The 15,883-nt window shown below is 71.7% G+C and carries 13 protein-coding genes, 1 tRNA gene and 1 other RNA gene; 5 read left to right on the top strand and 10 right to left on the bottom strand.

The features are described from left to right. Positions 1–2: 2 nt before the first annotated feature. From KZX17_RS00320 to ffs, 4 genes are all read right to left on the bottom strand, one after another. Positions 3–725 carry an HAD family phosphatase gene (locus KZX17_RS00320; protein ID WP_248171686.1) on the bottom strand — a complete coding sequence of 241 codons (723 nt, stop codon included), beginning with the start codon at positions 723–725 and terminating at the stop codon, positions 3–5. 67 nt (positions 726–792) lie between these two features. Then, entirely contained in the window at positions 793–2,016 is a 1,224-nt protein-coding gene (locus KZX17_RS00325; RefSeq protein WP_248171584.1) for an acetate/propionate family kinase, read from the bottom strand. Continuing rightward, entirely contained in the window at positions 2,013–4,136 is a 2,124-nt protein-coding gene (pta, locus tag KZX17_RS00330) for a phosphate acetyltransferase (protein WP_248171583.1), read from the bottom strand. Before pta ends, KZX17_RS00325 begins: the two co-directional genes overlap by 4 nt. Positions 4,137–4,186: 50 nt before the next feature. Then, an RNA gene (gene ffs / locus KZX17_RS00335) (signal recognition particle sRNA small type) lies at positions 4,187–4,283 on the bottom strand. A gap of 113 nt (positions 4,284–4,396) precedes the next feature. Between ffs and KZX17_RS00340 the strand changes: the two genes are divergently transcribed. From KZX17_RS00340 to KZX17_RS00350, 3 genes are read left to right on the top strand one after another with little or no spacing between them, the layout of a single operon-like run. Then, the gene (locus KZX17_RS00340; protein WP_374107925.1) at positions 4,397–5,410 is read left to right on the top strand and encodes an AAA family ATPase; all 1,014 of its coding nucleotides are present in this window, start codon (positions 4,397–4,399) and stop codon (positions 5,408–5,410) included. Positions 5,411–5,417: 7 nt separating this feature from the next. Then, positions 5,418–6,677, top strand: coding sequence for a DUF58 domain-containing protein (locus KZX17_RS00345; protein WP_248171581.1), 1,260 nt, complete (start codon positions 5,418–5,420; stop codon positions 6,675–6,677). Then, complete coding sequence (locus tag KZX17_RS00350) at positions 6,667–8,943, top strand: DUF3488 and transglutaminase-like domain-containing protein (RefSeq protein WP_248171580.1); 2,277 nt, start codon at positions 6,667–6,669, stop codon at positions 8,941–8,943. The genes KZX17_RS00345 and KZX17_RS00350 overlap by 11 nt, the downstream gene beginning before the upstream one ends. A 19-nt stretch (positions 8,944–8,962) precedes the next feature. On the opposite strand, the gene KZX17_RS00355 is transcribed toward KZX17_RS00350, so the two are convergent. The 6 genes from KZX17_RS00355 to KZX17_RS00380 all read right to left on the bottom strand — a co-directional run bounded on the left by KZX17_RS00355 (position 8,963) and on the right by KZX17_RS00380 (position 12,847). Beyond that, positions 8,963–9,051 (bottom strand) — tRNA-Ser (locus KZX17_RS00355). 75 nt (positions 9,052–9,126) lie between these two features. Beyond that, positions 9,127–10,155 (bottom strand): hypothetical protein, encoded by a 1,029-nt coding sequence (locus tag KZX17_RS00360; protein WP_248171579.1) that lies wholly within the window; start codon positions 10,153–10,155, stop codon positions 9,127–9,129. A gap of 162 nt (positions 10,156–10,317) precedes the next feature. Next, positions 10,318–11,094 (bottom strand): isocitrate lyase/phosphoenolpyruvate mutase family protein, encoded by a 777-nt coding sequence (locus KZX17_RS00365; protein ID WP_248171578.1) that lies wholly within the window; start codon positions 11,092–11,094, stop codon positions 10,318–10,320. A gap of 149 nt (positions 11,095–11,243) precedes the next feature. Next, a complete protein-coding gene (locus KZX17_RS00370) occupies positions 11,244–11,690 on the bottom strand; it encodes an SRPBCC family protein (RefSeq protein WP_248171577.1) in 447 nt (148 codons plus the stop codon). Between the two features lie 99 nt (positions 11,691–11,789). Then, positions 11,790–12,284, bottom strand: coding sequence for a bifunctional nuclease family protein (locus KZX17_RS00375; RefSeq protein WP_248171576.1), 495 nt, complete (start codon positions 12,282–12,284; stop codon positions 11,790–11,792). A 44-nt stretch (positions 12,285–12,328) separates the two neighbouring features. Continuing rightward, positions 12,329–12,847, bottom strand: coding sequence for a GNAT family N-acetyltransferase (locus tag KZX17_RS00380; RefSeq protein ID WP_248171575.1), 519 nt, complete (start codon positions 12,845–12,847; stop codon positions 12,329–12,331). A gap of 328 nt (positions 12,848–13,175) precedes the next feature. Here KZX17_RS00380 and KZX17_RS00385 point away from each other — a divergent pair, with 328 nt between their 5' ends. Both KZX17_RS00385 and KZX17_RS00390 read left to right on the top strand, forming a co-directional pair. Beyond that, on the top strand, positions 13,176–14,408 hold the full coding sequence (locus KZX17_RS00385; RefSeq protein ID WP_248171574.1) for an ROK family transcriptional regulator: 1,233 nt from the start codon (positions 13,176–13,178) through the stop codon (positions 14,406–14,408). 110 nt (positions 14,409–14,518) lie between these two features. Next, positions 14,519–15,880, top strand: coding sequence for an extracellular solute-binding protein (locus KZX17_RS00390; protein WP_248171573.1), 1,362 nt, complete (start codon positions 14,519–14,521; stop codon positions 15,878–15,880). Positions 15,881–15,883 lie beyond the last annotated feature (3 nt).

Genomic DNA, 15,883 nt, shown 5'->3' on the forward strand with positions numbered 1-15,883 from the left:
GGTCAGGCGAAGACCGCGAGGTCGTCGACGACGACGTGCGCGCCGACGCCCCGGAGGGTGTCGGCTCCTGCGCCGCGGTCGACGCCGACGACGAGTCCGTAGCCTGCGGCGACGGCCGACTGTACACCCGAATGGGCGTCCTCGACGGCGGCGCTGCGGGCGGGGTCGACGCCCAGCATCTCTGCCGCACGCGCGAAGACGTCGGGAGCGGGCTTGGACGCCAGCCCCTCCTCCTCCGCCACGACGCCGTCCATCACGACAGGGAACAGCTCGAGGATGCCGGCGGCCGTCAGGACCTCGCGGGCGTTTTTCGAGCTCGAGACGACCGCGATGGGGACGCCAGCCGCTCGGAGCTTCTGGACGAGGGCGAGCGATCCGGGGTAGGCCGCGATGCCGTCGGCGCGGAGCACCTGCTCGAAGACGGCGTTCTTGCGGTTGCCGATGCCGCACACCGTGTCCTGCGAGGGGTCGTCTGCGGGCTCTCCCCATGGGACCTCGACGTCGCGGGAGCGGAGCAGGCTCGCAACGCCGTCGTACCGCTTCTTGCCGTCGAGGTGCTCGAAGTAGTCCTCGTCGCGGTACGGCGGCTCGATGCCCCACCCCGAGAACAGCTCGGTGAACATGGTGCGCCAGGCGTGCATGTGAACCTCGGCGGTCGGTGTCAGGACACCGTCGAGGTCGAAGAGGACGCCGTCGTATCGGGTGAGGTCGGGGAGCTCGTCCATCGTCACCCTCTCAGGGTATCCGTCGGCGACCCCGCGATCAGGCGGCCTCCCGCGCTGGGCGAGGGCGTCATGCGGTCGCGACGGCGTGCGCCTGCCGCGCGATCTCGAGCTCTTCGTCGGTCGGGACGACGAGCACGGTGACCGACGAGTCGTCGGCCGAGATGACGCGGATGCCGCGATCGCCGGATGCGTTGCGCTCGGGGTCGATCCGGACCCCGGCGAAGCCGAACGTCTCGAGCGCCGCGGCGCGCACACCGGCCGAGTTCTCCCCCACCCCCGCGGTGAAGGAGATGACGTCGGCCCCGCCGAGTTCCGCGAGGTAGGCCCCGATGTAGGCGCGGAGCCGATGGATGTAGACGTCGAAGGCGAGGGCGGCGGCGGCATCCCCCTCCGCACGACCGCGTTCGACGTCGCGCATGTCCGAGACGCCGGCGAGACCGAGCAGCCCGCTCCGCTTGTTGAGGAAGGCGTCGAGATCGGCGGGGCTCATGCCCTCTCGGCGGGCGAGCACGCCGAGCACGGACGGGTCGACGTCGCCCGAACGGGTCCCCATGACCAGTCCTTCGAGGGGCGTGAGCCCCATGGAGGTGTCGACGGACGCGCCGCCCCGGATCGCCGCCGCGGACGCACCGTTGCCGAGGTGGAGGACGATCTGCGTCAGGTCGCCGAGCGGGCTCCCCACGAAGGCGGCCGCCGCCTCGCTGACGAACTTGTGACTGGTGCCGTGGAAGCCGTACTTGCGGATGCGGTGGCGCTCCGCCGTCTGCCGATCGATCGCGTAGGTGTATGCGGCGGCCGGCATGCTCTGATGGAACGCGGTGTCGAAGACCGCCACATGCGGGATGCCGGCGAACGCCGCTCGTGCCGCCCGGATGCCCTGGAGGGCGCCGGGGTTGTGCAGCGGGGCGAGAGCGGCGAGCTCGTCGATGTTGATCTCCACGAGCGGCGTGATCAGGGTCGGCTCGAAGAACCGGGCTCCGCCCTGCACCACGCGGTGGCCGACGGCGACCGGGCGGGTGTCGTCGAGGGACGGACCGTGCGCGGCGAACGCCTCGAGCATGACGGCGAACCCGGCGGTGTGATCGGGGATCGCCCGCTCGATCGTCGATGTCGCCTTCGTGGCCGCGACCGCGGGCCCGTCGGAGGCGAAGAACACGGTGTGGGTGGCGGACCCGGCATCCTCCCCGATCCGCTCGACGAGACCCGACGCGAGGCGCCGCTCGGTGTCGACGTCCACGAGCTGGTACTTGAAGGAGGACGACCCGCTGTTGATGACGAGGACGGGGGTCATGCGGATGCCTCCTCGGCGCCGGCGTTCTGCGCCTGGATCGCGGTGATCGCGATGGTGTTCACGATGTCCTCGACGAGCGCGCCCCGCGAGAGGTCGTTGATCGGCTTGTTCAGCCCCTGCAGCACGGGCCCCATCGCGACGGCGCCGGCGGACCGCTGCACCGCCTTGTACGTGTTGTTCCCCGTGTTCAGATCGGGGAACACGAAGACCGTGGCGCGGCCGGCGACGTCCGAGCCGGGCATCTTCGTGGCGGCGACGGCGGCGTCCGTCGCGGCGTCGTACTGGATCGGGCCTTCGACCAGGAGGTCGCTCGCCCGCTCGCGCACGAGCGCAGTCGCTTCGCGCACCTTCTCGACGTCCGCCCCGGAGCCGGACTCCCCCGTGGAGTAGGACAACATCGCGATACGCGGGTCGATGCCGAACTGCGCAGCGGTCGCCGCCGACGAGACGGCGATGTCTGCGAGCTGCGGCGCTGTCGGGTCGGGGATGACCGCGCAGTCGCCGTAGACGAGCACGCGATCGGCGAGCGCCATGAGGAAGACGCTGGAGACGACGTCGACGCCGGGCTTGGTCTTGATGATCTCGAAGGCGGGACGGATCGTGTGCGCCGTCGTGTGCGCCGCGCCAGAGACCATGCCGTCGGCGAGCCCGAGGTGCACCATCAGGGTGCCGAAGTACGACACGTCGGTCACGGTGTCGGCCGCCTGGCGGAAGGTGACCCCCTTGTGGGCGCGCAGCCGCTCGTATTCGCGCGCGAACTTGTCGACGTGCACCGCGTCGAACGGACTCAGCACCTCGGCCGCCTGGATGTCGAGGCCGAGCTCGAGCGCGCGCGAGCGGACCTCGATCGGCTCACCGAGGATCGTGATGTCCGCGATGCCGCGGGCGAGCGCGGTCGCGGCGGCACGGAGGATGCGGTCGTCGCCGCCCTCGGGCAGGACGATCCGGCGCCGGTCGCGCCGCGCGCGCTCGATGAGCCGGTACTGGAACATGAGCGGCGTGACGACGTCGGAGCTCGCGAGGCCGATCCGCCGCAGCAGGTCGTCCGTGTCGACGTGCTGGTCGAACAGGGCCAACGCGGTGTCGTACCGTCGCTGGGAATGGGCGGCGAGGCGGCCGCGCGCGCTCATGATGCCGCGCACCGTCTCATACGTGCCCTGATCGGTCGCGAGGATCGGCAGGTTCGAATCGAGGCCGTCGATGAGGCGCTCGACCGGGTCGGGCAGCTCGAAGGGCCCGTAGAGGACGATGCCCGACAGCGAGGGGAACGTCCCGGACGCGTTCGCGAGGAGAGCGGCCAGCAGGACCTCGGTGCGGTCGGCGGCGACGGCCAGGATCGCCGCGTCCTCGAGCCGCGGCAGCACGTTGTTCAGCGACATGCCCGCAACGACGACGTGCAGCACCTCGCGTTCGAGGAGCGCCTCGTCTCCCTTGACGAGGGTCGCACCGAGCGACCTCGCCACATCGCCGACCGACGGGGCCACGAGGTAGGCGTCCTCCGGGATCGCCCAGACCCCGATGTCGCCGGATGCGGCCGGGACCGCCCGCACGGCGGCCACCGTCTCGTCGAGCCGCGCGGGATCGGCGCGGTTGACGACGACGGCGAAGATCCCGGCGCGCTCGTGGGTGATCTCGCCGAGGGCCAGCGTCGCGAGGTGTCCGACCTGCTCCGGCGACAGCGCCGCCGAGTCCCGCTCGCCGTCGGCGTGCTGACCCGCGAGGACGACGAGGACCGGGGCGCCGAGGTTCGCCGCGATCCTGGCGTTGTAGCCGAGCTCGGCGGGGCTGCCGACGTCGGTGTAGTCGCTGCCGACGATGACGACCGCGTCGCACTGCGCCTCGACCGCCTTATAGCGCTCCACGATGCGGCCGAGCGCCGCCTCGGGGTCGGCGCGCACCTCGTCGTAGGTCACCCCGATGCACTCGTCGTAGCCGAGGTCGACACCGTCGTGATCGAGCAGCATCTCGAGGACGTAGTCGCGTTCCTCGGTGGAGCGTGCGATGGCTCGGAAGACGCCGACCCGGGGGGACTTGCGGCTGAGGGTGTCGAGCACGCCGAGGGCAATCGTCGACTTGCCGGAATGACCTTCCGCGGACGTGATGTAGATGCTCTGCGCCACGCGTCCAGCCTAGGCGGGTGCCCGATGACGGGGCTGGGAGCGCCGGAGAAAGAAAAGACTCTCCGCGAACCCGGCAGAGCCCGGTTACCCTTGCTACGTTTCCGTCCTGGGGGAGTTGGCCTGGATGCCGTCTCGCGGAGAGCTGCTGCAAGTCTACCCGACGTCCAGCGGGCTCCGACGACGCCCGGGTTAGCATCGGTCGGAGGCGCGCTGCCGCACTGACCGCCGAAGGGGGACGGATGACCGACGACCAGACGACGATGACGGCGCCCGGGGGGCTCGCACACGATCCCCGCCGACCGGCGGAGATCGATGCTGAGGTGTTCGCGTCGACCACGGCGGCGCTGACCGCGTCGGTCTCGAAGGTCATCGACGGCAAGCCCGAGGCCGTCCGATCCGCCCTCGTCTGCCTCCTCGCCGAGGGCCACCTCCTCATCGAGGACGTGCCCGGCGTCGGGAAGACGATGCTCGCACGCGCGCTCGGCTCGTCGATCGAGGCGACGGTGCGCCGCATCCAGTTCACTCCGGATCTCCTCCCCGGCGACGTGACCGGGGTGAGCGTGTACGACCCCGCGGAGCGCCGTTTCGAGTTCAAGCCCGGAGCGATCTTCGCCCACATCGTCATCGCCGATGAGATCAACCGCTCGTCGCCCAAGACCCAGTCCGCCCTGCTCGAGGCGATGGAGGAGCGTCAGGTCACCGTCGACGGGACGAGCCGCCGGCTGCCCGATCCGTTCCTCGTCGTTGCGACCCAGAACCCGCTCGAGATGGAGGGGACCTACGCCCTCCCCGAGGCGCAGCGGGACCGGTTCATGATGCGCATCTCGATGGGGTACCCGGATGCTGCGAACGAGGCGCTCATGCTGCGACAGCGCGACAGCGCGAATCCGCTGGACGCCGTCCGCGCCGTCATCGGATCCGACCGCGTCGCCGCCCTGATCGCGTGGGCGCGGAGCGTCCACGTCTCCCCCGCCGTCGAGGAGTACGCCGTGTCGCTGGCCCGGGCGACGCGCCAGCATCCGGACATCCGTCTCGGCGCGAGCCCTCGCGCGACGCTCCAGCTCGTGCGTGCCGCGAAGGTGTGGGCGGCGCTCGACGGACGCGAGTACGTCCTCCCCGACGACCTCGTGACGCTGCTCGAGCCGGTGTTCGCGCACCGGCTGATCGCTGCCCGCGGCACGACCGTCAGCCGCGGGCGCACGGGCGCCGACCTCATCGCGGCGACCCTCGAGTCGATCGTCGCCTCGGTGCGCGTCCCGGTCGCCACGCGGTGACCTCGACATGAGCAGGTGGCCGCTGACCCCGCGCGGGACCGGTGCGGTGCTCATCGCCGTGCTCTGTCTGATCCTCGCCCAGGCCCTCGGCGTCCCCGCGCTGGTCTTCTTCGGCGTGCTGCTGCTGGCAGCCGTCGGGATCTCGCTCGCCTCGCTCTGGGTGGGCCACCGCGACGACGGGGTCCGTCGCTCATTCGCACCGTCGGTGGTCGGCGTCGGCGGTGACGTCGACGTCCGCGCGCGGATCGAGTCGCGCACCCTCCTCCCCACCGTGGTCGGTCTTTGGGAGGACCGCCTCCCGCGCGGGATCGAGGGGGAGCCGGCCGGCGTCTACCCGGGGCTGCGCTCGGGACTCATCGCCGGCAGCCACGCCGTCGACGTCGCCTACCGTGTGACCGCTCGACGCCGCGGCGTCCGACCCATCGGTCCCCTCGTGGTCCAGACGACCGATCCGTTCGGACTCGCCCGCCGCACGCAGCAGCTCGGATCGACCGTGCCCCTCACGGTGACCCCGTCGATCGTCGAGCTCGAGGCGCTGGAGGACCTCCCCGGGGCGGCCGGCGGCACCATGCAGACGACGACGAACAAGCTCGGCGAAGGCGCTGACAACCTCATCCCCCGCGCGTACCTGCCGGGGGATTCGATGCGCCGCATCCACTGGCGCGCGAGCGCGCACCGGGGCGAACTGATGGTGCGTCAGGAGGAGCGCGAGTCGAACCCCGAGGCCGTGGTCGTCTTCGACCGCAGTCTCGCTCGGTGGAGCGCGGATGCGCTCCGCGCCCCCGGTGAGGACGCCGGCTTCGAGGCGGCCGTCTCGGCCGTCGCGTCGGCGACGTCGCGGTTCGTCCGCGAGGGGTACGCGGTCTCGGTCGTGGACGTCGACGGGACGGAGCTGGTGGAGACCATCGACGGCGGCGACAGCGCGGCCCTGGAGGCGATGGTGATCGGCTTCGCGACGCTCACGGCCCGCCGCGACGGGTCGCTCTCGCAGGTGGCGCCGCTGTTCGCCGGGTCGACGCTCGGTCCCGTCGCGGTCGTGACCGGCGAGATCGACGACGCGGATGCCGCCGCGCTCGCGCCCGTCGTCGGCCACAGCTCGCTCCCGGTGCTCTTCGCGCTCGGCGGCGAGGGCGACGCGCTCCGGATCGCGGCCGAGGGCGGCTGGCGCGTGCGGCCGCTCGAGGCCGAGGACGAGATCGACCGGCTCTGGGTCGACGTCGCGCGGGCCGACTTCGCCGCCGCCGAAAGGAGCCGTCGTGCCTCCTGAGAACCGCCGCGTCGAACGACCGCGTCACGACGGCGTGTCCACGATCGCGCTGCTCCTGGCCCTCGCCGCGGCGCTGGTGCCGCTGTTCTCGGTCATCGCCCCCGGCGCGTGGGTGGGTCTGTGCCTGCTGCTGACCGGAGCGCTTCTCGGCGCCGGGTATCTGCTGCGCCGACTGCGCGTGGTCGCGGCCCTCGTCACCCTCGTCCAGGCCCTCCTCTGGATCGCCGTGATGACGGCCGTCTTCTTCTCCGACGTGGCGTGGCTGCTCGTGGTCCCCTCCCCCGAGGCGTTCGAGCGCATCCCGCGGCTCATCGACATCGCGGTCGAGGACATCGCCGTCGGCGTCGCCCCGCTCGACGCGTCCGCGTCGCTCACCTTCCTCATCGTCGGCGCCGTGGGCCTGCTCGTCGTGGCGCTCGACCACGTCGTCCTCACGGCACGGATGCCCCTGCTCGCCGGCGTCGCCCTGATCGCCGTCTGGCTCATCCCGACCCTTGCCGTCCCCCGGGGCGTCGATCTCTTCGCGTTCGCGCTGCTCGCGGTCGCGCTCCTGTGGCTGCTGCGCACCGAGACCCGCCACCGGGCGCGCGCACGATCGGCCACCGCCCCGATGGGCGGCGTCGGCGTGGTCTCGGCGGTGATCGCGGCATCCGCCATCGTCGTGACCGTCATCGCCGCGCCGGCGCTCCCCGCTCCCACTGCGGCGGGCGGTGGCTTCGGCGGCGGCACGGCGATCGACGCCACGCTCAACCTCGGAGACGATCTGCGGCGGCCCGCCGAGGTCCCTGTCCTCCGCCAGTGGGGCGGGGTGGGCGGCCCCTCCTACCTGCGCGTCGCCACACTGACCGCCCTCGACGGCGAATCCTGGCGGCCCGATCGAGCCCGGACGGTCCCGCTCGAGGAGTGGACCCCCGGTGACGACTCGGGCGGCGACATCGACGTCCAGGAATCGACCACACGCATCCGGATCCTCGACCTCGCGTCGGCACAGCTGCCCGTCCCCTACCCCGCGACCGGCATCGAGGGGGTCACGGGGAGGTGGCGCGTCGCTCCGGAGGGGCGCACCGTGTCGTCCTCCGAGACCGCCGCGCGCGGCCAGGAGTACGAGGTGACGACGCGGATGCCGCGGCCCACCCTCGAGCAGGCGCGGGCGGCCGATGCGGGCGGCGGGCCCGAGGCCGCCCGCAGCCTCCCGGTCTCGATGCCCGACGACATCGGCGCGATCGCCGCCGAGGTCACGGCCGAGGCGACGAACGACTACGACCGGCTGCTCGCGCTGCAGAGCTGGTTCCGCGGCCCGGACTTCGACTACTCGCTCGACGCGCCGGTCGAGGACGGCTTCGACGGATCCGGCGTCGATGCGGTGTCGCGATTCCTCCAGGTGCGTTCGGGGTACTGCGTGCACTTCGCGTCAGCCTTCGCGCTGATGGCGCGCACGCTCGACATGCCCTCCCGCGTGGTGGTGGGGTTCCTCCCCGGCCTGCCGACCGGCGAGCTCGTCGGCGACGCGCGCGTCTACCAGGCGACCACCGCGCAGCTCCACGCGTGGCCCGAGGTCTTCTTCCCCGAGATCGGCTGGATCGCCTTCGAACCGACGAAGAGCCTCGGCACACCGCAGCGCTTCCTCTCCGAGGACGGCGGGTCGAACGAGCCCGAGGCGGGCCCGACGCCCAGCGCGAGCGCGGAGCCCAGCGCGAGCGCGTCGGCGGCCCCGAGGCCCGAAGAGGACGTGACGGCCGGCGGCACCAGCGCCGGGGGCGTGTCCGGAGTGAACCCCCTCCCCGGCGTCGCCGCGCTCGGCGCATTGCTCGTCGTCTTCGGCGCACCAGCGCTCGTGCACGCCCTGCGCGTCCGCTCCCTGCGCCGCCGCGCACGTGAGGGCAGCGCGGCGGCGGGGTGGCGGTTGACCCAGGATGCCGCCATCGATCTCGGCATCCCGGTCCCGGCGACCGAGTCCCCGAGGATGTTCGGCGACCGCCTCATCGACCGCCACGGCGCTCCGCGCGAGGCCGTCGACCGCCTGGTGGGTGCGATGGAGCGAGCGAGCTATGCCGCGCCGGCTGCGCAGCTCGCCGACGGCGGCGACGGGCTCGTCGCGGATGCCGCAGCCACGCGTGCCGCGATGTTCGCCGTCTCGACCCGTCGGCGACGGGTGTGGGGACGCGTCTTCCCCCGCTCCCTCGTCGTCCGTCCCGGCTCGACCTTCGCCGAGATGACGGCCGCAGACGTGCAGGCTGCGCGCACGAAGAAGCCCCGCACTGCATGAGTGCGGGGCTTCTCGAGCGCGGAAGCGACAGGATTTGAACCTGCGAGACGAGTTACCCCGCCTACATGGATTCCAGCCATGCTCCTTCGGCCGCTCGGACACGCTTCCAAAGGAAGACCCTACCACGGGGGCCATCTCCGGCCGATCAGCGCTGGCCCTCGAGGGGGACCCTCGACGGCGCCCTCAGGTCGACCGGCGGAAGGGCGCGGTCGGGTCGGCGCCGTCCGCGCGCAACCTGACCGGCGCGAGCCACACCGCGACCAGGAGCGCGGCCGCCCCCGCGATGAGCTTGTCGGCCATCGACGCCGCGAGGTTCGTCGACGACACCGCGACCCAGGACGGCGCACCCTCGGCCACGAGTGTGACGATCCACGGATCGGTGCCGTGCCCCGACAGCTCGCCGTAGATCAGCAGGGTGATCGGCACGGCCACGAGGGCGCAGGCCGCCCCCGCGCACACGCTGAGGGCAGCGAAGCGGACCAGGGGATGCCGCCCGCCGATGCGCCGAACCCCGTACCCCCAGACCAGGGCGCCGGCGACGTTCACCAAGGCGAACAGGATCGTCTCGGGCGTCGCCGTGAGTGTCCCCAGCAGGTTCGTGACGACGCCGACTCCCGCACCGAGCCACGGACCGAGGACGATCGCGACCACGGCGGTCCCGATCATGTCCAGGAAGACGGGGAGGTCGAAGCGCTGGGCGAGCGCACCACCCGAGAGGTTCATGAAGACGCTGCCCGCGAGGAGCGTGCCGACCAGCGCGCGTCGGAGCCACGGGTCTGCTCCCGGGTCCGGGTCGAGAGCGATCGAAGCGGTGGGTGGAGGTGTCGGAGCGAGGCGCTGATCCCCCGGCGTCGGAGTCGACGGCTCGGGCGCCGGGACGCCTGCCTGCGCGGCTGCGACGCGACGTCGCCATGCGTCCGCATCCGCGGCATCCGCCCCCAGCGCTGCCGCGATGTCGGCGACGAGATCCGCGTTCAGCCGCGCCCGACCCTCCCGGAACGCGTCGAAGACGGAGGAGCGTGCGACGCGGGCACGCTCCGGGGACAGCCCGCGCGCCTCTCGGAGACGCCCGATGCGCAGGGCGATCTCGGCGTACGAGATACCGCCGGCATCCAGTCGGAGTCGTTGCAGATCGCGCGTCACGTCGTCGAGTCGTGCCGTCGACGACGTCGAGGCAGCACCGTCCCCCGCCGTCGCGGACTCCCCGCTCATCACGCCTCATTCCTCCGCCGCGCGCACGCACGGCGCGTTGCTGCTCCGCGTCCGTCACACCCCCGCGCAGACGCCTGGACGACCCTATCGGAGACGGTCGGGGCCGGCCGAACGCGCCCGACGGGCGCCCCGGCCGGCCCTCTCGCTCCGCGGTCGGTGGACTCAGTTCAGGGGACGGGTGCTCGACGGGATCCGCCCGGCCGCATACAGGTCCGCGGCCACGTCCTGCAGCGCCGTGAGGGCGACCCGCTGCGTCAGCGGTCCGTAGGAGATGCGTTTCACCCCGAGGGACTCGTACTCGGCGGCCGAGAGGGCGCCGGGCAGCCCGATGACGCTGATGCGCCCGATGCCCTCCACCAACTGCGCGGTGGTGGCCTCGTCCAGGACGCCGGGGACGAACACGACGTCGGCGCCCGCGTCGAGGTAGGCACGGCCGCGTGCGATGGCATCGGCGATCGACTCCTCCAACGGCCGGTCGCCGCCGCGGACCAGCGCGTCGGTCCGGGCGTTGAGCGCGAACGGCACCCCCTCCGCGTCCGCGGCGGCGACAGCGGCGGCCACCCGCGCGACCGACTCGTCGAAGGGACGCAGGCGGTCCTCGATGTTCGCGCCCACGATGCCGACCCCGACGGCGCGGCGGACGGTGTCGGCCGTATCGGCGTACCCGTCGTCCAGGTCTGCGGTGACGGGGACATCCCCCGCGACGGCGACGATGCGCGACACCAGGTCGAGGGTCGTCTCGAGCGGGATGGTGCCGTCGTCGTACCCGAAGGTCGCCGCGATCGAATGCCCGGCTGTCGCAAGGGCGCGGGTGTCGGGCAACGCGAGGACGGCCTTGGCCGAGACGACGTCCCAGACGTTCACGACCCGGAGGATCTCGGGGGCGTCGTGCAGTTCGCGGAGCCGCCGTGCGCGGTCTGCCGTGGAGAGTGTGCTCATGGATCCACCCTTCCATGACATCGGATGCACCGGGGCGGAGTCGCGGGGTCCGCGTCACGGCATGTCATCGCGCTCGTCGCGGACCGGACGAACAGCAGCGACCCGGTGGCCGGAACCACCGGGTCGCCTACGGTCGGACGGGCCGACCGCTAGCCCACGTCGCCTCTCCAGGCACCGGTTTCAGCTCCGCGGGACTCGATGAACTCCTTGAACCGCTGCAGATCCTTCTTGACCGCGTGGTCGTCCACACCGAAGGCGGCGCCGACGGTCTCGACGAAGCCCTCCGGCTTCCAGTCGAGCTGGACGGTGACCCGGGTCTCGGTGTCGCTCAGACGGTGGAACGTGACGACGCCGGCGTGATCCTCGTCGACGCTCCTCCACGCGACCCGCTCGTCGGGATGCTGCTCGGTGATGTGGGCGGTGAACTCGCGCTCGGCGCCGCCGATCTTGACCTTCCACCGCGTCGTCGTGTCGTCGAGCTGGTCGATCGACTGCACGTAGCTGAGGAAGTGCGGGAAGGACTCGAACTGCGTCCACTGGTTGTACGCCGTCGTCACGGGTACCTCGACGTCGACGGTCTCGATGATGCTGGCCATGGGGCCTCCCCTTCCGTGCCGGTATGGCATCCATTCTCAGAAGGATGATCCGCAGGCCACAGGGGCTTGCGATCCGCGCGGATGACCTGTTACCGACCGTCAGCCACGGAAGTCGTCGGGATCGACGTCGTCGAGGAATCGGCGGAACTCCTCGACGTTCTCCTCCGGATCCTCGTCCTCGCCGGTGATGTCGGCGATGCCGGCCTCGTCGATGACGTCGTCGGCGACGAAGATCGGGGCACCACTGCGCGCGGCCAGCGCGACGGCATCCGACGGACGCGCGTCGAGCGCGACCGTTCCCGCCGCCAGCGACAGCGTCACCTCGGCGAAGAACGTCCCGCTCTCGATGCGGGTGACCTCGACCCGCTCCACCGCCGCATCCGTCGCCGTCACGATGGCTCGCATCAGATCATGCGCCAGCGGCCGAGGAGCCTGCGCACCCTCGATCGCGATGAGGATGGAGGTCGCCTCCTGGGCGCCGATCCAGATCGGCAGCACCCGCCCCGCTCCGGGGAGGGCATCGAGCGGCTTCAGCAGGATCACGTGGTCGCCCGCCGCGTCGACCGCGACACCCGCCACCCGCACCTGGACCATGGGACCTCCGGACGACCATGCTAAGACCCGGCCGGCGCGCCGGGTCAGCGGCGAGCGAGGATCTCGAGCGCCTCGCCCGACATGCGCTGGGTCGTCCACTCGTCCATCGGCTCCGCACCCACGGAGCGGTAGAACGCGATCGACGGGGCGTTCCAGTCGAGCACCGTCCACTCCAGACGCGAGTACCCCCGTGCGACCGCGACCTCGGCGAGGGACGACAGGAGCGCCTTCCCGTATCCCCGGCCTCGCTCGGATCCGTCGACGAACAGGTCCTCGAGCCAGATCCCGTGACGCCCTGTCCACGTCGAGTAGGTCACGAACCAGATCGCGATCCCCCGGATGCGGCCCTCCCGTTCGACGACGTGGGCGAAGACCTTCGGGTCGTCCCCGAAGAGCGCCTCCGTCAGCAGGGCCTCGGAGTTCGCGACGGCGTCGGGCTCACGTTCGTAGACGGCCAGGGCCTGGATGGAATCCAGCAGACCCGCCTCGTCTCCGGGAGCGGCGGCGCGGAGGACTGCTCCGTCGGCCAGGCTGCGGGACGTGAGCTCTGGTGTGCGCTGCATCCCTCGAGCGTACGGGGACGCCGCGCGGTCGCGGGATGTCCGGGCTCGTCCGGGAACCCCGTCCGGCGCAGAGGACCCGGCCTCGCGGTCACTACATTCGAAGGACGTGCCGCGTCCTGGGGGGGATGAGTACGGAACCGGTCGGGCCCGGTCCGCGCGTCGGCACTCCTGTCCGACCAGCGGGACACGGCGGGGCGGATGTCGGAAGGGACGGCATCCGTCCCCACCTGCCGCTCGGGCGCGGCAGATGATCGACCCGACCTCCGGTGCCGCCGACGCGGGCGCGCTACGCTCAAGCCAGCCTTTCCCGGAGCGAAGCGAGTTCACCATGGCCAGACGCGGCGCCAATCAGCCGAGCGTCGGCGGCTACAACGAAGCCGTCGTCCTCGACCAGATCCGCCGCTCGCACGGGCACAGTCGGGTGGAGCTCGCGGACGCGACCGGACTCTCGGCGCAGACGGTGTCCAACATCGTGCAGCGCCTGCTCGAAGCCGGCATCGTCGAGGAGGCGGGGCGGACCAGCTCCGGACGGGGCAAGCCCCGGACGACGCTCCGGCTCGTCGGCACGAGTCGCTACGCCGTCGGCGTCCACCTCGACCCCGGCGTCCTGTCCGTCGTCGTGCTCGGCATCGACGGCGACGTCGTCGCGCGGAACACCCGCGCCACGCCCGATCCGCACGACCCCTCCCGGACGGTGGGGGTCGTCACCCGCGACATCGAGAAGGTCATCGTCGACTCCGGCATCGACCGCGATCGCATCGTCGGTGTCGGCATCGCGGCCCCGGGGCCCATCGACGCCGCGCGCGGGGTGATCGTCGATCCGCCGAACCTCGCCGGATGGCATCGGGTCCCCCTCCGCGACGCGATCGCGAAGGAGACCGGCCTGGCGGTCATGCTCGACAAAGACGTCACCGCCGCGGCCGTCGCGGAGAAGTGGGTCGCGCCGCCCGGTGACGTGCAGAACTTCGCCTTCCTGTACCTCGGCACCGGTCTCGGCGTGGGGCTCGTCATCGGCGATGAGGTCGTCCGAGGCGGTTCCGGCAACGCAGGCGAGATCGGCCACATCGTGACCGACCCCGACGGCCTGCCCTGCGGCTGCGGGATGCGGGGGTGCGTGGCCGTCAGCTGCGCGCCCGCGCCGGTCGTCGAGGAAGCGGAGCGGCTCGGCGTGCTTCCGGCCGGGCGCGCGGGAAGCGATCCTCTCAGCATCGACGCCGCGTTGACGGCGCTGGTGGCGCTCGCCGACGGCGGGGACGTCGGCGCACAGGACCTGCTGCGCCGCGCCGGCGCGCGCGTCGCCCGCGCGCTCGCCGTGGTCAGCAATCTGCTCGACGTCGACCGCGTCGTCCTCGGCGGTCCCCTGTGGGATCGTGTCGCGCCGTGGTATTCGGCGACGATCCCGGACGCGCTCGAGCAGCTGCGGGTCGCCCGCGACATGCACCCGGTGACGGTGTCGGGCACCGCGCTCGGCTCGGATGTCGGTGCCATCGGGGCGGCCTGCCTGATCCTGGACGAGGCGTTGACACCGCGCACGACCTCCCTCCTCGTGCGGCACGCCTGACGCATCCCGTCACGACCCGCTCACCGCCTTGACGTCGCTATGTCCAAACGTTTGACTTACCGTGCCCGGACGACGAGTGCGGGCGTCGACGCCTGGAGCAAGGGGGCCCCATGAAGATCCGCATCGTAGTCGCATCCGTCTCCGCCGCCTCGGTGGCCGCGCTCCTCCTCGGCGGCTGCACCGCCGATCCCGGCGGTGGAAACGAGGACACCGTGACGGTCGTCTATTCCAAGACCGACGCCTTCACCGTGCTCGACACCCTCCTGCAGACGGCGAAGGAGGAGTTCGAAGCGGAGAACGAGGGCATCACCATCGACCTCCAACCGATCACGGCGACGGACGACGACTACAAGACACGGCTGCAGCTCTCGCTCGCGTCCCCCGACACCGCACCCGACGTCTTCTACGAGGACACCTTCAACGTCCGCAGCGACATCGAGGCGGGGTACCTCCTGAACCTCGACGACCGTCTGTCCGAATGGGACGACTGGGACATGTTCGGCGAGAGCGCCCGCAGCGCCGGTCAGGGCGAGGACGGCAGCATCTACGCCCTGCCACTGGGCACCGACACCCGGGTCATCTGGTACAACAAGACGGTCCTCGAGACGGCGGGCATCGCCACCCCGTGGCAACCCGAGTCGTGGGACGAGATCCTCGAGGCGGCCGCGCAGATCAAGCAGTCGCAGCCCGACGTGGTCCCCTTCAACATGTACGCTGGCACGGGCACCGGCGAGGGCACCGTCATGCAGGGCTTCTACGAGCTGCTCTACGGCACCGGCGACGGCACGGGACTCTACGACGACGAGACGGGCAAGTGGGTCGTCGGCTCGCAGGGCTTCGTCGATTCGCTCGCCTTCCTCGAGACCCTGTACGACGAGGGCTACGCGGTCACCCCGGATCAGGCGCTCGACCCCAACGTGTGGCAGGCGGTGTTCGGCGAATGGTTCCCCGAGAACACCCTCGGCGCGACCGTCGAGGGCTCGTACACCCCGTCCTTCTGGGTCGAGGGCGGTTCGTACCCGTGGGCCGAATACGGCGACGTCATGGGCGTCGCGCTGTTCCCGACGCAGAACGGCGAAGCGCCCGGCGGCGTGAGCATGTCGGGTGGCTGGACGCTGGCCGCCTCCGCGGAGACCGACGTCCCCGACCTCGCCTTCGAGTTCATGACCACGGTGCTCAACAAGGAGAACGCGCTCTGGTACGCGATCAACAACGCGCAGATCGCCGTCCGGACGGACGTCGCCGAGGACCCCTCATACCTCGAGGCGAACCCCTTCGTCGGGGCTGTGACGGATGCCGTAGCCGTGACCCACTTCCGTCCGGCGAACAGCGACTACCCGCAGATCTCCGTCGCCGCGCAGCAGGCCACCGAGGCGGTCATCACCGGACAGCAGAGTCCCGAAGAGGCCGCCGCGGCGTACGACGAGGCCGTCCGGCGGCTCGTCGGCGACGACGGGGTCGTCACCGGCTGACGG

The organism is Microbacterium sp. EYE_78, assembly GCF_023149035.1.
In the GTDB taxonomy this organism is placed as follows: domain Bacteria; phylum Actinomycetota; class Actinomycetes; order Actinomycetales; family Microbacteriaceae; genus Microbacterium.